The sequence below is a fragment of the Crocosphaera sp. XPORK-15E genome (assembly GCF_034931425.1).
Lineage (GTDB): Bacteria > Cyanobacteriota > Cyanobacteriia > Cyanobacteriales > Microcystaceae > UHCC-0190.
Genome location: NZ_JAYGHQ010000009.1, coordinates 21,469 through 46,193 on the forward strand (window position 1 = coordinate 21,469; position 24,725 = coordinate 46,193).

General features: G+C 39.1%; 25 protein-coding genes, 1 tRNA gene and 1 pseudogene. 17 read left to right on the plus strand and 10 right to left on the minus strand.

Translation table 11 applies throughout. The annotated features are described in order from the left end of the window. Nucleotides 1–64: 64 nt before the first annotated feature. On the minus strand, nt 65–2,524 hold the full coding sequence (gene recG / locus VB691_RS10820; protein WP_323291505.1) for an ATP-dependent DNA helicase RecG: 2,460 nt from the start codon (nt 2,522–2,524) through the stop codon (nt 65–67). A gap of 123 nt (nt 2,525–2,647) precedes the next feature. Between recG and VB691_RS10825 the strand changes: the two genes are divergently transcribed. Then, a complete protein-coding gene (locus VB691_RS10825) occupies nt 2,648–3,814 on the plus strand; it encodes a DUF58 domain-containing protein (RefSeq protein ID WP_323291506.1) in 1,167 nt (388 codons plus the stop codon). Between the two features lie 2 nt (nt 3,815–3,816). On the opposite strand, the gene VB691_RS10830 is transcribed toward VB691_RS10825, so the two are convergent. The 3 genes from VB691_RS10830 to VB691_RS10840 form a co-directional block, all read right to left on the minus strand. After that, complete coding sequence (locus VB691_RS10830; protein ID WP_323291507.1) at nt 3,817–3,960, minus strand: hypothetical protein; 144 nt, start codon at nt 3,958–3,960, stop codon at nt 3,817–3,819. 72 nt (nt 3,961–4,032) lie between these two features. After that, nucleotides 4,033–4,524 (minus strand): DUF1269 domain-containing protein, encoded by a 492-nt coding sequence (locus VB691_RS10835; RefSeq protein WP_323291508.1) that lies wholly within the window; start codon nt 4,522–4,524, stop codon nt 4,033–4,035. Nucleotides 4,525–4,577: 53 nt separating this feature from the next. Beyond that, a complete protein-coding gene (locus VB691_RS10840; protein ID WP_323291509.1) occupies nt 4,578–5,813 on the minus strand; it encodes an FAD-dependent hydroxylase in 1,236 nt (411 codons plus the stop codon). A gap of 177 nt (nt 5,814–5,990) precedes the next feature. Between VB691_RS10840 and VB691_RS10845 the strand changes: the two genes are divergently transcribed. From VB691_RS10845 to VB691_RS10875, 7 genes and pseudogenes are all read left to right on the plus strand, one after another. Next, nucleotides 5,991–6,140 (plus strand): hypothetical protein, encoded by a 150-nt coding sequence (locus VB691_RS10845; RefSeq protein WP_323291510.1) that lies wholly within the window; start codon nt 5,991–5,993, stop codon nt 6,138–6,140. 184 nt (nt 6,141–6,324) lie between these two features. After that, on the plus strand, nt 6,325–6,702 hold the full coding sequence (locus VB691_RS10850) for a hypothetical protein (RefSeq protein ID WP_323291511.1): 378 nt from the start codon (nt 6,325–6,327) through the stop codon (nt 6,700–6,702). A 23-nt stretch (nt 6,703–6,725) separates the two neighbouring features. Next, a pseudogene (locus tag VB691_RS10855) lies at nt 6,726–6,866 on the plus strand (helix-turn-helix domain-containing protein); the annotation flags it as partial. A 36-nt stretch (nt 6,867–6,902) separates the two neighbouring features. After that, on the plus strand, nt 6,903–7,232 hold the full coding sequence (locus VB691_RS10860) for an AMP-binding protein (protein ID WP_323291777.1): 330 nt from the start codon (nt 6,903–6,905) through the stop codon (nt 7,230–7,232). A gap of 16 nt (nt 7,233–7,248) precedes the next feature. After that, nucleotides 7,249–7,671 (plus strand): hypothetical protein, encoded by a 423-nt coding sequence (locus tag VB691_RS10865; protein WP_323291512.1) that lies wholly within the window; start codon nt 7,249–7,251, stop codon nt 7,669–7,671. Nucleotides 7,672–7,857: 186 nt separating this feature from the next. Then, nucleotides 7,858–8,244: a hypothetical protein gene (locus VB691_RS10870; protein ID WP_323291513.1), complete on the plus strand. Its 387-nt coding sequence runs from the start codon at nt 7,858–7,860 to the stop codon at nt 8,242–8,244. Further along, nucleotides 8,231–8,806: a hypothetical protein gene (locus VB691_RS10875; RefSeq protein ID WP_323291514.1), complete on the plus strand. Its 576-nt coding sequence runs from the start codon at nt 8,231–8,233 to the stop codon at nt 8,804–8,806. The genes VB691_RS10870 and VB691_RS10875 overlap by 14 nt, the downstream gene beginning before the upstream one ends. Nucleotides 8,807–8,918: 112 nt before the next feature. Here VB691_RS10875 and VB691_RS10880 read toward each other — a convergent pair whose 3' ends face one another. Next, on the minus strand, nt 8,919–11,522 hold the full coding sequence (locus VB691_RS10880) for a TIGR03960 family B12-binding radical SAM protein (protein WP_323291515.1): 2,604 nt from the start codon (nt 11,520–11,522) through the stop codon (nt 8,919–8,921). A gap of 101 nt (nt 11,523–11,623) precedes the next feature. Then, a complete protein-coding gene (locus tag VB691_RS10885; RefSeq protein ID WP_323291516.1) occupies nt 11,624–11,977 on the minus strand; it encodes an STAS domain-containing protein in 354 nt (117 codons plus the stop codon). A gap of 480 nt (nt 11,978–12,457) precedes the next feature. Here VB691_RS10885 and VB691_RS10890 point away from each other — a divergent pair, with 480 nt between their 5' ends. After that, nucleotides 12,458–12,658, plus strand: coding sequence for an acetylglutamate kinase (locus VB691_RS10890; protein WP_323291517.1), 201 nt, complete (start codon nt 12,458–12,460; stop codon nt 12,656–12,658). Between the two features lie 36 nt (nt 12,659–12,694). Here VB691_RS10890 and pyrE read toward each other — a convergent pair whose 3' ends face one another. Beyond that, nucleotides 12,695–13,306, minus strand: a complete 612-nt coding sequence (gene pyrE / locus VB691_RS10895; RefSeq protein WP_323291518.1) for an orotate phosphoribosyltransferase — start codon at nt 13,304–13,306, stop codon at nt 12,695–12,697. A gap of 225 nt (nt 13,307–13,531) precedes the next feature. Here pyrE and VB691_RS10900 point away from each other — a divergent pair, with 225 nt between their 5' ends. Next, nucleotides 13,532–14,326, plus strand: coding sequence for an iron uptake porin (locus VB691_RS10900; RefSeq protein WP_323291519.1), 795 nt, complete (start codon nt 13,532–13,534; stop codon nt 14,324–14,326). A gap of 29 nt (nt 14,327–14,355) precedes the next feature. Here VB691_RS10900 and VB691_RS10905 read toward each other — a convergent pair. After that, nucleotides 14,356–14,428 (minus strand) — tRNA-Ile (locus VB691_RS10905). 115 nt (nt 14,429–14,543) lie between these two features. Between VB691_RS10905 and VB691_RS10910 the strand changes: the two genes are divergently transcribed. The 5 genes from VB691_RS10910 (at nt 14,544) to VB691_RS10930 (ending at nt 19,547) form a co-directional block, all read left to right on the plus strand. Then, nucleotides 14,544–15,260 carry a hypothetical protein gene (locus VB691_RS10910; RefSeq protein ID WP_323291520.1) on the plus strand — a complete coding sequence of 239 codons (717 nt, stop codon included), beginning with the start codon at nt 14,544–14,546 and terminating at the stop codon, nt 15,258–15,260. A gap of 38 nt (nt 15,261–15,298) precedes the next feature. Beyond that, nucleotides 15,299–16,693, plus strand: a complete 1,395-nt coding sequence (locus VB691_RS10915; protein ID WP_323291521.1) for a hemolysin family protein — start codon at nt 15,299–15,301, stop codon at nt 16,691–16,693. A 67-nt stretch (nt 16,694–16,760) separates the two neighbouring features. Then, nucleotides 16,761–17,483, plus strand: coding sequence for a Uma2 family endonuclease (locus tag VB691_RS10920; protein WP_323291522.1), 723 nt, complete (start codon nt 16,761–16,763; stop codon nt 17,481–17,483). A gap of 255 nt (nt 17,484–17,738) precedes the next feature. Further along, complete coding sequence (locus VB691_RS10925) at nt 17,739–18,224, plus strand: allophycocyanin subunit alpha-B (RefSeq protein WP_323291523.1); 486 nt, start codon at nt 17,739–17,741, stop codon at nt 18,222–18,224. Between the two features lie 57 nt (nt 18,225–18,281). Further along, the gene (locus VB691_RS10930; RefSeq protein WP_323291524.1) at nt 18,282–19,547 is read left to right on the plus strand and encodes an MgtC/SapB family protein; all 1,266 of its coding nucleotides are present in this window, start codon (nt 18,282–18,284) and stop codon (nt 19,545–19,547) included. A 38-nt stretch (nt 19,548–19,585) separates the two neighbouring features. Here the strand turns inward: VB691_RS10930 and VB691_RS10935 are convergent, their stop codons facing one another. Next, the gene (locus VB691_RS10935; protein WP_323291525.1) at nt 19,586–20,254 is read right to left on the minus strand and encodes a hypothetical protein; all 669 of its coding nucleotides are present in this window, start codon (nt 20,252–20,254) and stop codon (nt 19,586–19,588) included. Between the two features lie 239 nt (nt 20,255–20,493). Here VB691_RS10935 and VB691_RS10940 point away from each other — a divergent pair, with 239 nt between their 5' ends. Beyond that, entirely contained in the window at nt 20,494–20,910 is a 417-nt protein-coding gene (locus VB691_RS10940; protein ID WP_323291526.1) for a hypothetical protein, read from the plus strand. 5 nt (nt 20,911–20,915) lie between these two features. Here the strand turns inward: VB691_RS10940 and VB691_RS10945 are convergent, their stop codons facing one another. After that, nucleotides 20,916–22,604, minus strand: coding sequence for an alpha/beta hydrolase (locus VB691_RS10945; protein ID WP_323291527.1), 1,689 nt, complete (start codon nt 22,602–22,604; stop codon nt 20,916–20,918). Between the two features lie 221 nt (nt 22,605–22,825). On the opposite strand from VB691_RS10945, the gene VB691_RS10950 reads away from it, so the two are divergent. Further along, nucleotides 22,826–24,427: an NAD(P)H-quinone oxidoreductase subunit 4 gene (locus VB691_RS10950; RefSeq protein ID WP_323291528.1), complete on the plus strand. Its 1,602-nt coding sequence runs from the start codon at nt 22,826–22,828 to the stop codon at nt 24,425–24,427. Nucleotides 24,428–24,725: the final 298 nt, after the last annotated feature.

Here is a 24,725-nt window from a genome sequence, read left to right on the forward strand (position 1 = left end):
TACACCCCTACGTCCCAATTTGTCCGCTTGTAGGGGCGCAATGCTTGCGCCCTCTGGCTTGCACTTATGTTAAAATTTCCCCTCCCATCAGCTTTTTATACCGTTCTTCTAATTCTTTTTTCAAAGAATACATTCCCCCTAAATTTTTATCAAGAAATATAATTTTTTCTGCTGCAATTCTTGCTAATTCTAAGACTTCTTGATCTTCCACTAAACTCGCTAATGCAAAATCAGGCAAACCAGATTGACGGGTTCCTAAAACTGTTCCTGGCCCCCGAAATCTTAAGTCCATTTCTGAGATAAAAAAGCCATCTTGAGACTGTTCTAATACACTTAATCTTTGTCTTGCATCAGGGGTTTTACTACTACTCATTAACAAACAATAGGATTTATGAGAACCTCGTCCCACTCTACCTCTTAATTGATGTAATTGTGATAGGCCAAACCGTTCCGCATTTTCAATTAACATGACGGTTGCATTGGGAACATCAACCCCGACTTCAATAACAGTTGTTGAGACAATAATTTGATAGTCATTATCTCGAAAAGCAGTTAATACTTGATCTTTTTCTGCTGAACTCATACGTCCATGTAATAGGCCGATTTTAAAGTCTGGAAAAACGGTTTCTGAGAGTTTTTGATGTTCTTCTACTGCTGCTTTAACATCCAATTTTTCTGATTCTTCAATCATAGGAAAAATGATATAAACTTGTCGCCCTTGAGCCACTTCTCGACGAATTAAATCATAAGCTTGAGTGCGTTCTTTTCCCGTTAATGCTGTGGTTTGAATCGGTTGTCTTCCTGGAGGTAATTCATCAACTTGACTCACATCTAAATCCCCATGTAAAGTTAAAGCTAAGGTGCGAGGAATGGGGGTTGCTGTCATCGTTAAAACATGGGGAGCTTGTCCTTTAGCTAATAATTTAGCCCGTTGTTGTACCCCAAAGCGATGTTGTTCATCAATGACAACTAAGCCTAATTTTTGGAAGTTTACGGGGTCTTGAATTAAAGCATGAGTTCCCACTAATAGGGGTAATTCTCCGGTTTCTAATTGACGATGAATTTCTCTCCTTTTTGCTGTTTTTGTGGAACCTGTCAGCAATTCTACAGGTAAATATAATAAGTTAAACCAAGTTACTAATTTACGATAATGTTGTTCTGCTAATACCTCCGTTGGGGCCATTAAAGCAGCTTGATAACCTGATTGTAAGGCCGCTAAAATAGCAAAAACAGCAACAATTGTTTTCCCTGCACCTACATCTCCTTGTACTAAACGATTCATGGGAGTTTCTAAGGTTAAATCCTCTAAAATTTCATTGATGACTCGTTCTTGAGCATTGGTTAATTTAAAGGGTAAAATCTCATTAAATTGTTTAATTAGGTGTCCTTCTGGGGAAAAAATAACACTTTTTTCTGTTTCTTTTTGCGCTTGACGACGTTGCAAAAATCCTAACTGTAAATAAAAGAATTCATCAAATACTAATCGTCGTCTCGCATGGGCTAATAATTCAGGAGTTTCAGGAAAATGTATATTAGTAATTGCCTCTTTTAAACCCATTAATCCATAGTCATTTCTTAACCCCATAGGTAAGGGATCTTGAATCTGTTTTATTGCCTCTAAACAGGCAACAATTGCCTTACGAATCAAATCAGCAGCAACCCCTTCCGTTAAGGGATAAACAGGTAAAACTCGTCCAATTTTCAGAGATTCAATACTTGCTCCTGCACTGTCTAAGACTTCAATTTCTGGGTTTTCTAAGGTTAGTCCATAACGATTTTCTTTAACTAACCCTGAAGCGGCAACCACGGCATCTAAAGGATACAATCTTTTTTGTCTTTCTTGCCATCCCCTATTAGTAAAACGGGGGCCAGCAAAAAAGCGATTTAATTTAATTTGTCCCGTATTATCTTTTAAAATTAATTCAAAAATACTCAGTTTTTGATTCTTAGGACTGCTAAAACAATTACAACGTTTCACTGTTCCTATAATCGTCACTGTTTCCCCAGGAACTAAATTAGAAATAGTCACTTGACGCGCATAATCAATATGATCACGGGGATAATAAAATAATAAGTCTTTAACCGTATATAATCCTAAACGTTTTAATAATTCTCCCTTGTAATTACCCACTTCTGCTAAGGTACTTAAAGATTGATCTAAAGTAATAGGACGTGGAGCAGATTTATTATCAGTAATAGGGGCGGTTTTTGGTAACTTTGGCGGTGGGGGTTCCGTCGGGGTTTCTAATGTCCGTCTTAATTGATATAAAAATTGACGGGTTTGGATGATTAAGGCTTTCCGTTGTGTTACTGTTAATTGATCGTAATTAGCATATTGAGTGGCAAAATCTTGCCATCTCGTGTGATCGCTGATCGGAGTTCCCATGGGAGGAGTTTCACCAAAATTAAGGCATAAAAACTCATGAAAACGATATTGATTACCCTGTAAATTGGTAAATCCTTTTTCTGCTTCAATGGAGAGGGCTTTATCTAGGCGTACCCAATCTGGTTTTGCTGGGAACATTATAATTAACTGGTTTTGTTGGGTTGCTAAGGTTAATAATAACAAACTTAACTTTAAATTAGTTCATCCCTTGCTATGATACAAAAAGCAACTAAATAACGCCACAATTTATCAAGTTATCCCATGGCCAGTAAAGCGTCTTTTTCTATCACGGAATGGTTAGAAACCCACTGGGCCACCCCTGCATTTAGTGGTTGGTTATTGGCCGGCCTGGCCCTTTGTTTTTTTGGGGCGGCCACTAATACCATGGCCGGATGGTTATACGTCTTAAGTGGCACTATTGCCGCTTTATTGGGTTTAGGGGCGATACTTTCAATGCGATCGCTCAATCATTTGCAGGTGCGTCGTCATCCCATTACCGCAGTGAGTGCGGGGGACGATCTCACCATTGACATCATCATTCAAAATACGACAAAAAGCCCGAAAAATTTACTACAATTAGGGGATATGCTGCCGAGCGTCATCAATAAACCCCAAAAAACCGCCATAGAAGTCATTCCCCCCCAAGGAGAACATCATTGGACTTATTATGTTCCCACCGAAAGACGAGGGGTTTATCATTGGCATGAGGTACAATTACGCAGTGGTTCACCCTTGGGACTGTTTTGGTGTCGTCGGACTCAAGAAGTTCCGGCCAAAGCGGTCATTTATCCCCAAATTTTGCCCCTGAGTCGATGTCCTTTGGTGGATACTTTGGGCCAAGATGAAAATGATCAGATGCAAAGCGATCGCCGTTATCAAGCGGCGAATGAAGGGGTCACGAAGGCGTTACGGCCCTACCGTTATGGTGATCCGATGCGGATGATTCATTGGCGTACCAGTGCGCGTTTTGAGGAGTTTCAGGTGCGAGAATTAGAAGTGATCACAGGGGGAGAAGAAATTCTGATCGCTTTGGATAGTGGTTCTCAATGGACATCAGATAATTTTGAACAGGGGGTTATTGTGGCGGCCTCTTTGTATTTTTATGCTAGTCGCGCCCAACTTAATGTTAAATTATGGACAGCTAAGACGGGGTTAATTCATGGTAATCGTACAGTTTTAGAAACCCTAGCCGCAGTAGAAACAGAAGAAGGGAGAAAAGACCCTGATTTGCCCAAGATACCTTTAATTTGGATTACAGAAAATCCGGCAACTTTCAACAGTCTTCCCCCAGGAAGTCGTTGGATAATGTTTTCTCAAGAACAAGACAAGATCATTCCCGCTTTTGCTAATGCTTTAATCGGATTAATGATTAATAATGAACAACCTTTAACCTCTCAATTACAAAAACCTCCTCTTTCTTTTTCATAATTTTATTTTAGCTCATATATTGCGTCGATATATTGAAATTGACTGATGGTTAGTGGTAAAACACCGGAAGTGCTTCCCACTTCCTCTTGAAGTTTTTTAAATGATAAATCAAGTGTGTTCACAAATTCAATCAAAATTTCTTCCATATTTTACTTACCATATTAATTCAGAGAAGCTAACTTTATAGGGATATTCAGTTAGCTTCCCTGATCAAAAATCTAAACCTCTGGGCTAAAATGCTCTCTCAGTTTAGCTTCTTCTTCATTGGATAAATTAGACTGAATTAGTTCGGCAGTTGTGTCACCTAAAGCTTCTTCTACTTTATCAAGAGTTACATTACCCGTGAATAAAAAGAGTGCAGATGTCCCTTCCGTTACTTTGCTTTTGACATCATTAATAAAGTCGTCATTAATGCCATAATCCTTGAGAGAACCCCCTAAAGCTCCCATCGAGGCACCAAGGGCGATCCCGAAAATGGGACAGAAAAAGATTAACCCAAATAGTAATCCCCAAAAAGCTCCATCTAAGGCACCTAAACCGACTAAATTGATAGCCTGTTTGGTTTTAGGTTTCTTTTTGCCTTCTGGCCAAGAAACGGTAGCTGCATCCTTAATTTCAATGACATGCTCTTTTTGCAAGGGTGCTAATTTAGTTAAGGCTTTTTCGGCCCCATCAGCAGTATTGAATTTCCAAACAGTCAAAGTTGCCATAATTTTAGTGAGGTTTTAATGAATTTTGTGACACATTAGATCCTACTATGAATTTAGTTCTTAGCGAGTTGAGGATGTTTGCCTAATAACCCTGTCATCAATTGTAAAGCCAACTTTTTCAACGGTGGCAACCAAGCCATTAACCTTAATCCTAACCGACGTACCACCATCACAGGCCACCAATTATTAGAAAAGAACCGATCTAAAAAGTCAGTAAAGCCCAAAATCAGCCAATTTTCCCATCTGCGCCAATTTTCATAGCGTTTTAATACTTGTAAGTCTCCAATATCTTCCCCTTTTTCATGGGCCGCTTGTAAGACTTGGGCCAAGGCCGCAGCATCTCTAATACCTAAGTTTAACCCCTGTCCCCCCACAGGATGACAACAATGGGCCGCATCTCCCACTAAAGCGAGTCGAGACTGGGTATAACGTTGACTCTGCATTAACTGCACGGGGAATAAATAGCGATCGCTGTCTAATTCTATCTCGCCTAATGATCCTTGGCTGCGTTCCTGTAATTTAGCAATAAAGTCTGCTTTGTTTAATTCTTGAATCTCTTTTGCTTGAGCGTGGGGGGCTGTCCAAACTATCTGACAACGGTTTCCAGGTAAGGGTAAAATGCCCATGGGGCCCGTATACCAAAATCGTTCAAAAGCCACATCATTGCGCGGGGCGGTGTGTTTAATGGTAAAAGTGACACAAGACTGCCAATATTTCCAGCCTTGGGTTTTAATCCCTGCTAAAGTACGAATGGGCGATCGCGGGCCATCTGCCCCTATCACTAATTTTGTGCGTAATTGTTGGGTTATCCCATCTTTTTCCAGGGTAATAATGGCTTCTGTGTCTTCATAGGTGACGTTAACGACTTGGGCCGGACATAACCACTCAATATTAGAACAATCCGCGATCGCCTTTTGTAAGGTGTTTAAAATGACTCCATGTTCCCCCACATAACCAAGATAGTCTGTTCCTAAGTCCTCAGTTTGAAATTTTACGACTCCTGGATAGTCCGCATCTGAAAGACGAATATGACTAAATTGAGCTATTTGGGGCAGTATTTCTGACCAAACTCCAAGGGAATCAAAAATGCGTCCAGACAGCAGAGAAAGGGCATAAGAACGCTCTCTAGAGGCTGCTTTTTCTAGGGGCTGCGCCTCAATCATGAGAATTTTTAACCCTGAATTTTTGAGTGCCATGGCTAAGGTTGCTCCGACAATACCCCCACCCACAATGGCGAGATCACAGTCTAAGGGGGTTGAGAGGAAGGACGTTTTCGGTTGTCTGGTCATTCTTCAGAATTTCTTTAGAAAACGATAAAAAAGTTTACCTCTCTTCATTATAAATAATTTCTAATAAATTGATCAAAAGCAATCACAAAGATGGATAATATTAGCAGATTTGTCATTATCAAATTTTTAGATGTTGACAATTTGACAATTCTAATAGTTAATTGAGGTAAATTCCCGATGAAAACAGTTTACTCACTCCTAAAAGTTACTGTTGCCTTTTTATTTGCTTGTGTGATCTCTCTTAATTTTGTTGTCGATCAAGCAATGGCGACAGGTGATTTTAGTAAAACCTGTAGCGAGATAGAACTCTATAATTCATTCTGTTAGGATATTTCTGTAATAAAAACTCTTTTAGCTCCCTTCTTTCTTTACTTTTTAATCAGGGAGTTTTTTATTATTAATTAATGTTCAAGGATAGTTTTAAAAATTTAGAATAATGTTAAACTTGAGAAAATAATGACTATCAAAGTTATTTCAACAATCACCACTCTTCTGTTTATCCTGACAAATTATGCCATCTTTAACCCTTTCAGAAATTACCTATTATCGTTCCCAATTAACAGAATATCCTGATGCTATGATAGCTCTGGATGAAATTGTGGCCTGTGATGGTGACTTAGAAGATGCTGCCATCAATCTGGCGATCGCCGTCGGACAACTGCCAGATCGCACTGACTGGTTAGAAGGTTTGGCCAAGAGGTATCGAGTGGAAATTTGTCAAGAGCAGATACAACAAGAATTATCCCAAGGGCATATTATTCCCGTTATTAATCATCTTATCCAAGCAAAAATCGGCCCCGATCTTTTAGTAATACCTGTGATCTTCTATGTGTTAAAGATAGGAATTGATGACTTTTGTTCTCCCCTAAATTTAAAAGTTGATTTGTAAGAATAGTATTTTTATTTAATTAATACTGGCGGGAGTATCGAACTTGTTTTCACATTGGAGGCGATTGGGGAGTCTCAGAATCGATGGTTTGTCGAACTGTTCATAAAGTAGAAAACTTATTGATAAAATCGGGAAAATTATCCCGACCTGGACAAAAAGAATTAATTTGATCTATTTTTATTTTTTTTAGTTAAGAGTTTATTTTTCTAAATAATGGAAAGACAGAATCTTGTCGATTAACTTATACAAAGTTAGACAATCTTGCCCAACAAATTGCCAATCATTTACAAAATTTTACCGAACCTGGGGATCGCGCATTACTCTTATATCCGCCAGGTCTAGATTTTATTGTGGCTTTTTTTGGCTGTCTGTATGCGGGTGTGATTGCCATTCCTCTGTATCCACCCCGTCCTAATCGTTCCATCAATCGCCTTAAAGCTATTATGGCTCTACCGACATCTTGGTATAAAATGTATAATCAGATACAATACTTAAGATGGTGGGTTACGACGCGGATTAAAACTTATTAGTTTTTCCTCAAAATCGTTGCCGCGTCTAACCCACCCTACGAATTATAAGCTTTACTTATCACCACAGGTACGGGAGAGCCGAGATTTAGTGGAAATTTTGGCTAAAGCTAACAATAATTCTCTTGATTCAGATAGCATCCACTTATGGGATTTTAGTGGTTACAATAGTATTACAACAGAAAGAGTTCCTGAATTATCTCAAAAAGTACCAATGAAATGGTATCTAGACTCATCTCATTACAATACAGAAGTAGGGGATTTGATATTAGAATTAATGCTTAATAATACTCAAACAAGTGCAAATATTACTCAAGATTTTGGCACAGTTATCGACCAAAATAATATTGAAAAACATTTAGAAATACTTCGCACTGAGCAAGCAGATTATCGTCAAAAAAATCCTCAATTGATTCAAAAAATCGAAAAGCTTTTAAAATAATGACCTGAGAAGGTGACAATGAGGTTAAAGACTGATAATTTATAGCAATCAGGTTTCAATTGTGAGAAAATTAGGAGGAGGATTTAACACTGTTAAATCCCTACAAGGGTATATTTGTAGGGACATAATACCATTATGTCCTAGTATGTTTTTGCTTCTCACATATCATTACTGATTGCTATATCTATGACTCAACCACCACAAACTCCTTGGGGCCGACGAATTGAGAAAATTATAGAAAATATCTGGGAACCTTTAGACTTAATTGGTCAAAAATTGTTAGGATCGTTATGGAGGACATTTTATGAATCAGTTCAAGACGCGATCGCTTTAAGTTTACTCCTACAAATTCCTAGTTTAATTGGAAAAGTAATTATTGGTAAAGAGTTTTCTAGTTATGATGTCTGTTTAGCAGAAAATGCTTTAGGTTCATCTCGATATGCTTGTTTTATAATTGTGACATCAGACTTTTTACTTTGGGTTGTTTTAGCAGGTCGTATTTTAGGTCGTTTTATCGTAGATTTTAAAAGTCTTTGGTCGAATAATAGAGGAAATAACAATGATCCCCCTTAATCATAACAAAATAAGTCTCTATCAAGATGCAAAATCTACTTTGAGTTCTTTGGTTAAACAAACGACTCAGGTATTTATTGGATTTATGATTATGTTATTATTAACAGGGGGAAATCCATCAGTATTTATTATTGCTTTGACTGTTGGTTTAGGAATAATTTTTGTTGCTTGTGGTGAGACAAAGAGGTTGCAAAACTTTAAAATACGGATTTCTGATGTTTTAGTAGTGACTCCAAAAACTTTAAAAATTGGTCATTATATTTACCCACTTTCTAACATTACTAATCTAAATTTATCAGAAAGAGAAATTCTATATAGATCTAGTAACAATGAAGACAGTATGTATTTATCTGAAACACAAAGAGAATATGAATATGTTTTATATTTTAAAATTAGCAATGATCAGAATCGATCTATTACCAGTCATAATAGATATTTTTTAGAACAAATAATAAACAAAATTAATCTGGTAATGAATAACCCAGATAGTTCAGAAAAATATATTTTTAATTTACGAAATGAAACCATAATTTCCGACAAATACTATTCTGAGAATCTATAGTTACACAGAATCAGGTGTTGCTGAATCAGAGTATGAAACAGCCATCCTTTGCGTTTTTGCGTCTTTGCGCGAGATAAAAATCGGGTTTTTAATATCATGTGCAAAATCTGAGTTAATCTACCCCTAAAATTAACTGTTGACGATGCACTTTTAACAACTGTAACTCTTTCCCTGAAACCTGTTCTAACATCAAAATAACCTGTTCAGGATGTAACATTGTTCCATCATTACGACAACTTCCTACATACCTCAAAACAGCAGTATTATGATCCGTTGATTCTAAAGACAAAGAAAATAAGCGATCGCGTAAATTAACTATTGTCTTTTTCCCTGACTTAGTAGTTTTTTCCCAATTAATATCAGTCCTTTCTAACACATTATTAACCCAACTTTGCCAAGTTTCCTGAGAAATTAACTCATCGCTTCCCATCGTAATTAAATACTCTGCCCTTTCTAATAAACGGGTTGCTGCTAAAGAATTAATCGGCACTTCTTCAACCCGATAAACCGGAATATCTGACGGTAAATTTGCTGCTAAAGCGTGACGAAATGCTTCAACATCCATCACCTTTGTTAACTCAAAATCCACAATTTCCCCATTACTTGTCACCCCCAAAGTTAAGGCATTAGCAATAGAAATTCTGGGGCCTGGATGATATCCCCCCGTAAAAGAAATCGGTAAAGCTGCACGACGCACCACCCGATCAAATAGCCGAACTAAATCAAGGTGGCTAACTAAGGCCATTTCGCCAATTTTGCCAAAAAAGACCCGAACCCGTTGCAACCGTTCTGTATTAGCCTGGAAATGACCGCTAAACCCAGGAATAGGAGGGGGTTCCACCACAATATTATGGCCAAAATCTAAGCCACAGACTCCACAATGAGAACATCCTTCAAACGCGCAGTCAGGAACCGTAGCCGCCTCTAAAGCCCTTTGTAAGTCCTCTTGTAACCATTTTTTGTCAATTCCCGTATTAACATGATCCCAAGGTAACGGCGCGTCATAGGTAGGGGGTAAAGGGCCTTCGTCCCCAGAGGTATTAGGAACATCAAAAATATTCCATTCCCCACTTTCCACCTGACGATATTTCCAACTTAACCCCGCTTCCTCGATCGCCTGTTCCCATGCACCATAAGCCTTTTCTGTGCTTTCCCACCAAGCATCCATCCCTGCCCCTAATTCCCAAGCACGACGGATCACAGAAGATAAGCGTCTGTCACCCCGGCCCACAAAGTCTTCCATACCCGAAATTCGCACATCGGTATAATTGGCTTTAACCCCTCTTAAAGAGCGAAAAGCCTCCCTTAATAATTGCTGTTTGCGCTTAAATTCTGTGGTTGACACGGAATGCCATTGAAAGGGTGTATGAGGTTTCGGAGTAAAATTAGAGACGGTAATAGTAAATTGCAGGGGTTTGCGTCCCTTGATGTAGCATTCTTGACGTAACCAGCGCACCGTCTCCACAATGCCCAGGACATCCACATCGGTTTCTCCTGGCAACCCAATCATAAAATAGAGTTTAACCTTATCCCAACCTTGTTCAACGGCAGTTTTAACACCGCGCAATAACTCCTCATTGGTTAACCCCTTATTGATCACATCCCGCATTCTCTGGGTTCCTGCTTCGGGTGCAAAAGTTAACCCTGACTTACGGTTTCCCCCAATAATGTTGGCAATATTTTCATCAAAGCGATCAACCCGTTGACTGGGTAAGGAAAGGGTAATATTTTCATTTTTGAGACGGTTTTTAATCTCCGTTCCCACGGCCGGAAGGGCCAAATAGTCAGAACAACTCAAAGACAATAAAGAAAACTCATTATGTCCCGTTTCTCTTATTCCCCGTTCGATGGTTTCGATCACATCTTCGGGTTTGACATCTCTTGCGGGACGGGTTAACATTCCTGGTTGACAAAAACGACAGCCGCGAGTACATCCGCGCCGAATTTCTACTACTAAGCGATCATGAATAGTTTCAATAAATGGCACTAACCCAATGGCATAGGCTGGCATAGGATCAGCCACACGGCGTAAAATTCTATTAGGAACATCGGGCCTGTTGGGAATAACCGAACCCGCGTCAGTGACATCATAGAAACGGGGAACATAAACCCCTGGAACCTGTGCTAAATCTAATAATAAGGCTTCTTTGCTTAACTGGTTAGCTTTTCCTTGTTCAATAATTAAGCCAATTTCGGGTAATAATTCCTCTCCGTCTCCTAAGGCCATAAAGTCGAAAAAGTCGGCAAAAGGTTCAGGGTTAGAGGTTGCCGTTTGGCCTCCGGCAAAAATTAGCGGATAGTTCCCAAGTTCCCGTTCTTGCCAGGTTAAGGGAATACCCGCTAAATCGAGCATTTCTAAAATATTGGTTGCTCCTAGCTCATAACTGAGGTTAAATCCCAAGATATCAAAATCTGTCAGGGGATGACGGGACTCTAGGGCAAATAAGGGGGTATTAGTTTCCCGTAATTTAGTTGATAAGTCAAGGGCAGGTAAATAGGTGCGATCGCACAGTTGACGGGGTTGGGCATTTAAGATGTTGTAAAGAATAATATGACCCAAATTAGAAGCACCGAGTTCATAAACTTCTGGATAGGTAAGCACCCAGCGGACATTGACACTGCCCCAAGGTTTATGTTTGGCCCCTAATTCATTGCCGAGATAACGTGCAGGTTTCGCAATGTCAGCGGTGATGAGTTTTTCTACAGCAATGGTCACAAACAAACCTCCGATACCGGGCTGTTAACCCTTAGCCTCTCTAATATACCGGAAGTGTGGAGGAGTCAGCAGCACTTAATATAATTGTTGGTTTTGTGGTATTAAGCAGCGATAGTTTCTCCTAACGTTATTTCGTAAGCTTGGCGTGTCTCATAGATTTCAAAAGCTCTATCTAACTGGGTTAATTCAAAGATAATACGAACTGAGGGAGCTAAGGAACAAACACTAAACCGTTTGTTAAGGGTTTGGGACAGACGAAAAGCAGAAACTAAGGCCATTAACCCTGCACTATCCATAAACTCAACTCTGTGCATATCGACTAAAAAAGTAGAATAATCATTGGCACTGATAAATTTAGTTAATTCTTGCTGAAATTCTGTGACATTTGCCGCAGTAATGTAACCACTAGGCTCAAGAATGGCTGTTTTAAAACTGATCAATTTGCTCCCCATCATTTTGCTTTACCTTCTTTTCAAACGTTGATTCTGTTTTATACTGACTAAATTATAATCAGTTTGTCTTGCAATGATCCTTTGATTGGCTCCAGTGATACAATTTTAAATAGGAGCTTAACCATTGTTTAACGGTTGGTTAATATTCCTTGAGGAATCTTAACCGTTAATTTTGATCATAGTTTAAGTCTGAGGCACTGCATTAAATACAGTAAGATTTTTCTCAAAGTTGGACTAATTTGTCCCTTAAACTATTTGGATCTTGGTCAATCTGACTGATAGTTTAGCATTATATCAAAATTTTTGTTAAAAAAAGTTAAGCAAGCTACAAAAAACTGATCCCTAATAATGATTTACTAAGATCATAGTCATGCTCAAAAGAGCCTAAAGCCTATGATCCAAGAGTCATTGTCCAAATATTTTTTGGCTCCATATACCAACTTAGCCTAAAATGCCCCGTTGTCAAGAGCGGAGATTAAATCTGTGAATACACCTCCTTTAATTCGCCAATTAGTCGAAAAAGCCTTATATCTTAAACAACTAACCCCCGAAATAGAAACCGCCATTAATCATGAATTGACGCGCTTAGGATACATTTCTGATGTTGATTATGAGGCCTTAGAGTTACTCATGTATGAAATGGATGAAGGGCGAATTCGTTTAGCCTTAAGTCATGAATCATGAATTGCGGGAAACATTAAATGCCATCTTTAACCAAGCTTAAGACGACATTTTTTGTGCATAAGTTCCTTGAATTTCCCGAATCGAAAATAAAGGGATAAAGTCTAATTCTTGAGCCTGATAAAAGGCCGCTCCTCCCTGTTCTCGATCCACCAAGGCAATAATGGTCTGTACCCGATAACCCACGGCCCGCAATCGTTCCACCGCCAACATGGCTGATTTTCCCGTCGTCACCACATCTTCAAGAACCACAATGGCAGTCCCTGGTTCCAAGGTTGGCCCCTCAATATAAGCTTGTGTGCCGTGGCCTTTGGCCGCTTTACGAATAATTAGGGCCGGAATTGGGCAATTTTCGTAAGCAGAAACCACACTCACCGCCGTCACCAAAGGATCAGCCCCCAGAGTTAAGCCCGCGACTCCTTGGGTTCCCGGTGGCAACAAAGATAATAAGAGCCGCCCCGTGGCCAAAGCCCCTTGAGCCATCAAGGTCACTTGTTTGCCATTGATATAATAGTAACTCGGTTGACCCGATGACAAGACAAAATCTCCTTCTTTGTAAGCATAATCAACTAAGAGATTAAGAAGATAAGAACGTAAATCTGAGAACTCAGCCGTTGCCAGAGAAATGATAGGGGAAGAATCAGAAGACATAACAATATATTGGGAAAAAACTTTAAGTCAAAAGACGCGGGTTGAAAAATTCGCTAGAATACGGTTGGTCAAACAGGGTCTAAAGGGTTAGTTATGGGGTTTAGAAATATCCTAATACTCTACCGAAAAACGGCACAAAACTGATAGAGTCATCCGATAAAATGACCCTGTTGACCCCAAAAAGTTAGCCAACTCGGTTAAATTTTACCGTGAGGAGAAGTTTAAATGATGTATCGACCCCCCTTACCTGCTTTATTATTAGGGTCACTGTTACTAGGAAGTGTGACAAGCTTCCCGGCCTATGCCGATGACCCCTCCCCCTCTCTTGCTCCCATGGCCAGCCCAACCCTAGGGGAAGTAGCCCAAGAAACCAATGTCTATCCGACCTCTGATTATCAAACAATTTTGCAGCAGTTGAATAGTATTCAACAACTGCGAGATGTCTCCCCGATCGATTGGTCTTATCAAGCTCTAAAAAACTTGGTAGAAAATTACGGTTGTATTGTGGGATATCCTGATCGGACTTTTCGTGGCGATCGCCCTTTAAGTCGTAATGAATTTGCGGCCGGTTTAAACGCTTGTATGGAGCAGTTAGAAAGGCGTTTACTCGAAGCTCGTAGCCAGGGACAAGCTGGTTATATGGGAACTCAGCCTGGGGTACAAGCCATCCCGACGGAACCAGGAGAACACTTTGTCAACGTCATGAATCGCGCCTTTTCTAACGAAAGTTTGCGATTTTATGACAATACTGACATTTCTGGGCAACTGAACAAGATTTTTGGTTGGCGGTATGCCCCTGGATCTTTCTTTGATAATCAAATCGCCAACGACGGGAAAACCTTAGAGGCTGTTTTTCGGGATGGACTTGACCAACAAACTGCCGGCCCCAGAATTCGGACTCCAGACATTATTAATCCCTATAATTCTTCCTTAAACGGGAATCCTCAATATATCCAGACGGAACCCCCAAGTTTACGGCAGATGGAAATTAATCGACAGCAAATTCCGATTATCCCCTAGGATAATTGATCAGGTTCATCTCTTGCCGATCCAGGGTGCAGGAGTTGAACCTGCCTAGCACGAATTATGAGTTCGTTGCCTAAACCGCTCGGCCAACCCTGGTAATGCTCTCTCCTGAGAGCCATTTCTAATTATAGCCCTTAGAGCATCAATCGTTGCGTGACATATTCCCTAATTAACTTATAATCAAGAGAAATTTTATTCATTTATTATCACAATGAAGATTAACTCAACCATTAAACTAACAGTATTACTATTATTGGTGATGTCAGGGGCCGGAACTGCCAGTGCTTATTTTGCTTATCATGCTGGCCATGCAGCCCTGAAAGGAATCAGTCAACCGGATATTAACCCTACCAAAAAGCTGACTGATGCGCCCAAAACCTCCACGGAACCGACGGAATTTAAACCCGTTGATGAAAAGACAATTTTAGTTAAAGTTTACGATCACGTCCATAATAAAGGAAAGTCCCCTACTCCGGGTGACTCAGAGAAAAAACCAGAGAAAGAGGTTAAAAAAGAGGAAAAAGAAACCAGTCAATCCCTTGAAAATAAGGATAACCAGGAAAACCCGACTCAATTAGCTGCGGGCTTTCCCTTGAAGACGGAAGATAAGGGAGTTAAATTAGAAGTCAATGAAGCGACTAATCAAGGCACAACCTTATCTTTAAAAGTTAATCTCAAAAATGAAGGGACGAAACCCGTTAAATTTCTCTATAGTTTTTTAGAAGTTAAAGATGCTCAAGGTAATGCGGTGAGTGCCATTACCGAGGGACTCCCTGAAGAATTACCCCCAAACAGCGAGAATTTTGTCGGTATGATTAAAATTCCCATCGCTCTAGTGGGCAAAAGTACAAGCCTTTCCCTGAATTTAACCGATTATCCCGACCAAAAACTTAAGTTAAGTTTAGCCAAAATTCCGGTAGTTAGATAATCCCGTTATCTAGAAAATGCTCTAAATAATTAATCTTCATGACAGCCCCAGACATCTTAATCAGGGCATTATCAATTTTGTTACTGATCGCCATCAACGCTTTTTTTGTCACCGCAGAATTTGCCATGGTATCAGTCAGGCGATCGCGGATTAGCCAATTAGTGGAAGCGGGGGATATTCAGGCCCAAACGGTTCAATCCCTACAACGCAGTATTGAGCGTCTACTTTCAACAACCCAATTAGGCATTACTCTCTCTAGTTTAGCTCTTGGTTGGATTGGAGAAAGTACCATGGCGAAATTGGTGGGGGAAGTTTTGGCCAAGCTGCCTTTACCTCCCCTATTAACCACCAGCATTTCTCATAGTTTTGCCATTCCCATTACCTTCTTTTCCCTAGCTTATTTACAAATTGTTTTAGGGGAATTGTGTCCCAAATCTGTGGCCTTACTTTATGCGGAACAATTAGCCCGTTTTTTAGGGCCACCCATTGGGGTAATTGCCCAAATTTTTAACCCCTTTATCTGGATTTTAAATCAATCAACCCGCTGGTTATTAAGGAGTGTGGGCATTCCTTACACGGGTGAAGGTAGATATAATCAAGTCACCTCAGAAGAACTGCAATTAATTATTGCCACTGAGGGGGAGTCAACGGGGTTAGAAGCCAAAGAACGGGCATTATTAAAGAATGTGTTTGAATTTGGGGAAGTGACAGCAGTGGAAGTGATGGTTCCCCGCACTCAATTAATCGCTATTCCCGAAACCGCAACTTTTGAGGAATTTTTAGCAGAAGTTGCTCAAGCTGGTCATTCTCGTTACCCTGTTGAGGGAGACTCCCTCGATGATATTTTAGGTCTGATTGATTTTAAGAATTTAGCCCAACCCCTTGCTCAAGGTGCATTAACCCCGACTTCTACCATTGAGGAATGGATTAAACCTGTAAAATTTGTCTCTGAGTCCATGCCTCTTGATGAATTATTGGCCTTAATGCAGCGATCGCAGTTAAAAATGGTGATGGTGGTGGATGAGTTTGGGGGAACATCAGGCTTAATTACCCTACAAGACTTAATTGCGGAAATTTTAGGCAATGATTTGGAAGGAACAGGGGAAGAAGAAGTTGCCTTACAAATGATTGATGAACAAACTTTTTTAGTGGAAGCACAAATTAATTTAGAAGAATTAAATCATGTTTTAGGGTTAGATTTACCCTTAACTGATGAATATCAAACCTTGGGGGGCTTTTTGTTATATCAATGGCAAAAAATTCCGACGGTGGGGGAAACTTTGGCTTATCAGTCTTTTGAGTTTACTGTAATCGCATCTGAAGGGCCTCGTTTATTACAAGTTCGTCTTCATCGAAAAGAAGTGTCTGAGACTGAATCTGAGTTAACCGAAACAGAATCTTTAGAAGTTATTGATCAGTCAAATCATGAATAAATGGTAGAAATTCCTGAGATTGATTATACTTAAGAAAAGCTCTCAACATCCGATAGGAAAATAGCTGATGTCTATAACCGCCCGACAATTAGCAGAGTTGATGCCCGATGCCACTCAAGTTGAAAGTGATGAGCCGGAAATGGAAAGTAGTTTACATTATCTTCAGTTAGCTTTATTAGTTTCCTGTTTAGAATGGCTGTGGCGTGATAAAAATGATTATTTTATTGGGGCTAATCTCACTATCTACTTTAATCGCCAACAACTCAAAAATAAAGACTTTCGTGGCCCTGATTTTTTCCTAATTAAACAAACCGAAAAACACCCCCGAAAATCTTGGGTAACTTGGGAAGAAGAAGGCAAATATCCTGATTTAATTATTGAATTATTGTCAGAGTCAACGGCAGATGTTGATAAAACGGTTAAAAAAGATCTTTATCAAAATCGATTTCGTACTCCAGAATATTTTTGGTTTTCACCAGATACTTTAGAGTTTGCTGGCTTTCGTTTGAGTCAAGGACAATATGAAGAAATTAGTCCGAATGAGTCGGGTTGGTTATGGAGTGAAAGCTTAGGGTTATATTTGGGACTCTATCAACAACAGCTTCGATATTTTACCCTAGAAGGTCAACTTGTTCCCACACCAGAAGAAGATGCACAACAACAAATAAGACGGGCTGAGCAGGCACAACAAAGGGCTGAGCAGGCACAACAAAGGGCTGAGCAGCAACAACAAAGGGCTGAGCAGTTGGCTGCCCAATTAAGGGAATTAGGGATAGAACCAGAAGCCTGAAATACCCTAGTTTTGAGTTATCAGTGTGGGATATGGATGGAAGTAAAATGAGTTTTGGTTAAGTTAGCCGATCGCCAGTTATGGATTAGGTTAAATGTACTCACTAGGGACGTTGAAACCAAGTAACCCAGTCATGCATAAAGTCAACGACTTAGATTGGCAATGACAACCCACAGTGTAAACCCTATTCCTCTATGTTTATCCCCCCTTTCAAGATAAACTACAGTATGATATAAGATTTTTGTTGATACCATCATGAGTGTAGTTAGCCAAGTTATCCTCAAAGCAGACGATGAACTCCGATATCCTAGCAGTGGTGAACTCAAGGGTATCCAAAGTTTTTTGCGTACCGGAGAACAGCGTGTCCGTATCGCTGAGACTCTCGCCGAAAACGAAAAGAAAATTGTTGATCAAGCTCAGAAACGGTTGTTTCAGAAACGTCCTGATTTCCGGGCCCCTGGTGGCAATGCCTATGGTCAACGCCAGTATAATCAATGTTTACGGGATTATGGCTGGTATCTTCGTTTAGTCACTTATGGGGTTTTAGCAGGGGACAAAGAACCCATTGAAAAAATTGGGTTAATTGGCGTTAAGGAGATGTATAACTCCCTTAATGTGCCTGTTCCTGGTATGGTAGAAGCCATTCGCTGTCTCAAAGAAGCGGCTTTGGGCCTGCTCAATAACGAAGATGCAGCCGAAACTGCTCCTTACTTTGATTACATGATTCAGGTCATGTCATAAATTGCCATTAAAGGCACGATTTAATTTAATCGTGCCTTTGGTGAGCTATGCTGAAGAATGGACTTAACCATTGCGACTCAATTAGCGATCGCCTTAATCATCGGGTTAATTATTGGCATTGAACGAGGCTGGAAGACCCGTGAAAACCCCACAGGCCACGGAGATGGGGGAATAAGGAATTTTGGATTAAGCGGGTTATTTGGCGGTATTGCTGCCTTATTAGCTGCGAAATGGGGAATTATGATCCTAGGGGTGATCTTTTTAGGACTATCCGCCTTAGTGTCTATTTCCTATTTCTTAACGGCTCAAAAATCCCAAGATTACGGCACAACCACAGAAATTGCCCTATTAATCACCTTTGCATTAGGGGCCATGGTGGTTAGTGGTTGGATGCTGGAAGCTGTGGCGATCGCAGTGATCATCTCTTGGTTATTGGGACTCAAAGAAGAATTACATCGTTATCTCATTTTACTGAAGCGTCAAGAATTAATTGCCACCCTACAATTATTATTAATTGCAGCCGTTTTTCTGCCTTTATTACCTAATCAGTCGATGGGGCCTTGGCAGGCGATTAATCCCCGTTCTATCGGTTTATTAGTGTTATTAATTGCCGGAATTTCTTATATTGGTTATTTTTCGATTCGCATTTTAGGTAGTCATGTTGGACTCTTATTAACGGGATTATTTGGCGGCATTGCTTCATCTACTGCCTTAACTTTGGCATTTTCTCGTTTAGCTAAAGAACGAGAGGATATAACAATTTTATTGGCCGCAGGAATTGCACTTGCTAATGGCATGATGGCCCCCCGTTTACTGATAGAAATTGCCCTCATTAATCCCGCTTTAGCCCAACAATTGATGTTACCTTTAATTGTGTTAGGAATTAACCCCTTAATTTGTGCTGCGGTTCTAGTTTGGCGGTTATCCCCCTCCAAGTCTATGACTCCTCTTAAGTTATCAAATCCTGTAGAATTAGGAGCAGCCCTACAATATGCAGCTTTATTAGCTATTTTATCAGTGTTAGTTCATGGGGCGCAAGATTGGTTTGGAGAAGGAGGGGTTTATGTCTTATCGGCTATTTCTGGACTGGCCGATGTGGACGCGGTAGGTATTTCTTTGGCCCAGGCAGTTAATGATAATATGTCTATAAAAGTAGGCATGATTGGCACTTTATTAGCTGTCGCCATGAATAGTATGGTTAAAGTGGGAATGACTGCTATAATTGGAGGTAAAATTTTAGCTTATTGGTGTGCTGGAATTCTCTTGGGTTCTTTGCTTTTAAGTATGTTAATCACTCTCATAAAAACGTCTATTTTCCCTTAAGATATAAACAGTAACACAGCCTTCTAGTAAGATGGGTTTTATGCTAGAGAAGTAACAGGAATTGATTCCATGTAATCTGCTAGTTTTTTCTGAACTTCAATAATATTTTTGATTGACTCTGTCAATTTTGAATCATCTAACGAGTTGACTTGGGGTATTCTAATATTACGAACTTCTTGACTTAAACTGAATGTATTTTTTCGTATTCTACAATCATCAAAGTTTACTAAGCTTTTATCTTCTAAATCTTTGATGATTTTATTATAAAAATCTTCATTATTTTTAAGTTCTTTTAGAATAGGTATACTTGTTCTTATTTTACTTGCTTTCCCTTTTGCTTCAGAAATATAAGGAACAATAATAGTTTTAGCATATTGAGAGAAATTATTGATAATATCTAATGCTTTCAAATGTGATGGAGTTAATTCATCAATATAAGTTAAAAAAATTGATTGTTTATCTGCATCTATTGAGTTAATTAACATGGAATTTAAAACTGCATTTTTTAGTGCATTAATCTTTTCGTCTTGATGATTACGACTAGCAATTTGAAGTGCATAGATCAAAGTTGTTTGAAAAGAAGGACTTTCTAAATCTATTTTTTCATCAAAATTCTTTTGTAAATTATGTATTTCTTTGACAACTGTTTCTAAAAATTTTTCTAGGCGTTTACTAGAAGGTGATTTAATATAATCATTATTAGACATCGTTGATAATCAAGTTATTTAATGATTGTGGATTAATTTCAAAATAACTTGATAAAAGAATACTGTCAATACATAAGTATTAAATTTTGTGAATAATTTTAAGGTTTACTCTAAGGACTAAAAACGAACCCTGTGGGTGCAATTGTTGTCGATTTAATTGAAGGATGGAAATTATGCTAAACTAAGAATAAACTAGCCATTACAACCCTAAAACTATTCATTCAGAGGAGTAATTAAAGATGGAACGTCCTAAAGGTGTGATAATTTTAGCAATACTGAACTTACTTGGAGGAATACTAGGTATTGTCTTTGGTTTTATCTTTTTCTTGTTAGGTAGCGTGGGAACTTTAGGCGGTTTTGTTTCTGGACAAGCAGACTTTGCCGGAACAAGCTTTTTTATGGTAATAACAGCTATAATTGGTGTGATTAATAGTTTTCTCTCTTTAGGCGTTAGTTATGGTCTATTTATGATGAAAACTTGGGCTTGGGCAATGGCGATCATCATACAATTTGTCTACATACTGACTTATATTACCAGTATTCTGAATGGTAGAAATATACTAGGCTCAATCTTAAGTCTTGCGATCGCAGGTTTCATCCTATACTATCTCTATCAACCTAAAGTTAAACAGGCTTTTGCCATATCACAAACATGAAAAAATCAACGATTTTGAGGAACTTTTATATTATTATCTCGAATGAATTTTTCAATGGATATATTTAAACTCTCGGAAGATTTTTCGGTAATCAAATGAGTTTTAAATTCTTGTCCTTCACTTAAATAGTTTGCATAAGCAGAGGATAAAAAAGGAAGATATTCAGGATTTTTATGAAGATAAACCTCAAAAAAAGATAGGGTCATTGAATTGGTATAATCATCCAATAATTGAGGACTGGGAAGGGTTAAATCCGTCGCCATTTTTAACATATCTGTAATACCAGCATCAAGTTGAGAAAAATCAACGTGGGCTTGTCCTTCTTGCAATTGAAGATATTTATCGGATACATTTAAGCGAGGATAGGAGATAACTTGTTCAAAAATAAAAGGGGTTGCCGGATCATAACTTCCTGCACTAATAAACACCGGAACATCAATTTTGCCCAGGGATTTACTACCAAAAAGACCAGAATTAACCGGATTAATAACAAACACGGCTTTAACTCTAGGATCTTTAAAATTATAATCTTTTTGCTCCAATTTTAAGGCCCGACATTGTAAGACTAAGGCTGTATTCAAATATCCTATTTCTAAATTACAAACTTCTTCAAGGCGATCAAAATCAGGAATTGCACCAGCCACGGCTAAAACTGAATAACCCCCAAAAGAATGACCCAAAACCCCAACATTATTTAGGTTTAAACGTCCTTCAAAAGAACTTTTATTGCGTCTTTCTAACTCATCAATTGTATAGGTAACATCAAGAGGGCGATCAATAAATTCATTTCTCACAAAAATCTGCCTAGATAACCCTTCTATCAAGTTTTTTGTTTGTTTAATATCACTGCCTGGATGTTGGGGAAGAGCTACCACATAACCAGAAGAAGCTAAATGTTGGGCCCATCTACTAAAATCTTCAGGACGAGAACTTAAGCCATGAGAAATAATAATTACAGGAACTTTTTCAGACTGCAATGTTTGGGGTTGATAAACATCAACATAAAATCTACGCTGACGTTTTTCATCAGTTAAATTCCAGGTTTGTTTTTTGACCTCAAAAGGCCCTCGTTGACGGGGATCACTTAATTGGGAAAAATTGACGTTTTTTGTTTGTTCTGCTTCTACCTGCGCTAATCTATCCACTTCCCCTACAAACAGAGAGGTTGCATTAACAATAAGATCTATCTGTTGGGCTAAATTCAGTGCTTGTCTGAGATCGATCTGTACATTGGTAGATAGGTTATTAAGAACATTGATTAAGGTTAATCCTTCTGGATCTAAAGCTGCTTTGACAATGGCCCCCCGCAGCAAAAACTTGCCATTACGTCCCCCTTGCACATTGATCACTTTGCCAAAATAGCTCAGGAGACGTTCCCCTTCTTCTGTATTCAGGAGACGGGATACTAATAAGGGGTCAACTGGAGCCTTTTTTAACAAAGCTTGCCGAAAAGCGGCTTTATCTTCTTCCGTTGCTCCCGCTAAGCTGAAATATCGGGTTAACTGTTGACTTAAGTTCCCTTGTGTAGCGTAGGTTTCTAAGTCACTGACGGGAATAGAAAGAATAAGGGAGTCAAAAACAAAGGAGATTTTTTCGGCAGCGTAACTCGGCAAAGCGAAGGTTAATGAGGCGATAAGGCCAAATATTCCAGATTTCACGGGGCGAAGCCAACCAGCAGAGGGTAGGGGAGTCATGGGGCAACAATTAAGGAAAGAAGGTGAAAAAAGCTTTCCCATTGTAATGGTTTATTATTGAAATAGGTTGACTATAGATTTATAACAACTTATTAAAAATAAACCATAGACTTTTGTCTATCTAAAAGGAATAAAAATTTTTTTTGTTACACCTCTTTTCAAAATGCAACAAAACTTAATATAATAGCAGAAGCAAACCTGAGTATTTATTACTAGGACTTATGGTTATCACAGAAATTCCCTGGATTACAGCGATCATCCTTTTTCCCCTACTGGCTGCCTTGGCCATTCCCCTAATTCCCGATAAAGAAGGCAAAACCGTCCGTTGGTACGCATTAGGCGTAGGTTTATTCAACTTTGCCTTAACTATATTCGCCGTTTCTAATCAATACAACTTCAATAACAGCAATTTTCAATTAGAAGAAACCTATTCTTGGGTTCCCCAAATCGGATTAAACTGGTCAGTAGGCATCGATGGTTTATCGATGCCTTTAATGGTTTTATCGGGGTTAATTACGACTTTAGCCTTATTAGCGTCTTGGAAAGTCGATAAAAAGCCTCGTTTGTTCTACTTTCTCATGTTAGTGCTATACAGCGCACAAATGGGCGTATTTGCGGCTAAAGACTTACTTTTGTTCTTCTTTATGTGGGAACTAGAGTTAGTACCTGTTTATATATTAATTTCTATTTGGGGTGGCCAAAAGCGTCTCTACGCAGCCACCAAGTTTATTTTATACACTGCCCTCGCTTCTATTTTTATCTTGGTTGCGGCCCTCGCCATGGCCTTTTATGGTGATACCGTGACTTTTGACATGGCCCAACTAGGGATGAAAGATTTTCCCTTAGCTTTAGAAGTCTTAGCTTATGCTGGTTTCTTGGTTGCTTTTGGGGTAAAACTGCCTATTTTTCCCCTACATACATGGCTACCAGATGCCCATAGCGAAGCTCCAGCCCCTGTTTCCATGATTTTAGCGGGTGTTTTGCTCAAAATGGGTGGTTATGGGTTAATTCGCTTCAACGTTGAAATGTTACCCCATGCTCATATTAAATTTGCCCCTCTGTTGGTCATTTTAGGGGTTATTAACATCGTTTACGGCGCATTTACTGCTTTTGGTCAAACTAACCTCAAACGCCGTCTTGCTTCTTCTTCTATCTCTCACATGGGTTTTGTGTTGATTGGTATTGCTTCTTTCACCGAATTAGGGATGAATGGGGCAGTATTACAAATGGTATCTCACGGGTTAATTGCTGCAGCCTTATTCTTCCTTTGTGGCAGCACTTATGAGCGTACCCATACCCTGATGATGGATGAAATGGGCGGTTTAGCTCAGAAAATGCCCAAAACCTTCGCCTTATTTACGACAGCTTCTATGGCATCTTTAGCGTTGCCTGGGATGAGTGGTTTTGTGGCAGAATTAACCGTATTCTTAGGCGTTGCTAATAGTGATGCTTACAGTGCGACATTTAAGACAGTGGTTATCTTTTTAACCGCAGTGGGCTTAATTTTAACCCCTATTTATCTCCTTTCCATGTTGCGCGTTGTCTTTTATGGTGAGAAGAATGAAGCGTTAACATTGCCGAAATTTAACTTAGATGCCAAACCCCGTGAAGTGTTTATTACTGCTTGTTTATTACTTCCCATCATTGGTATAGGTTTGTATCCTAAATTAGCGACGACTACCTATGATGTAAAAACCGTAGAAGTGGCCTCTAAAGTTCGTTCCGCTTTACCAACTTTTGCCCAACAGCAAAATATTTCTCGTCCTAACAATATTCAGGAAGAATTAGCCTCAACGGTATTTATTGCCCCTGAAATTGATTAATCAATTATCAACAGATTAAAATTTGATACTACACAAATCAAGGCTGCCTTCGCAGCCTTTTTTGTATTAGCAGAAGTGAATTATCAAGAGGGATTATTGTTATTAGAGAGGAAAGAGTATGAGAAATCCCTCCAGTGTTTTGAAGCTACATTAGCAGTAAAACCAGAGTTAGCAGAGGTTTGGTATCCTGGGATGATAAAAATTTGTTCATCAGTCGTTTCATTTCGTAGATTAAGTTGTGTTTTCATCTTCAAATTACTATCATGTTTCTGTTTGAGTAACTAGAAAAATTATAAAA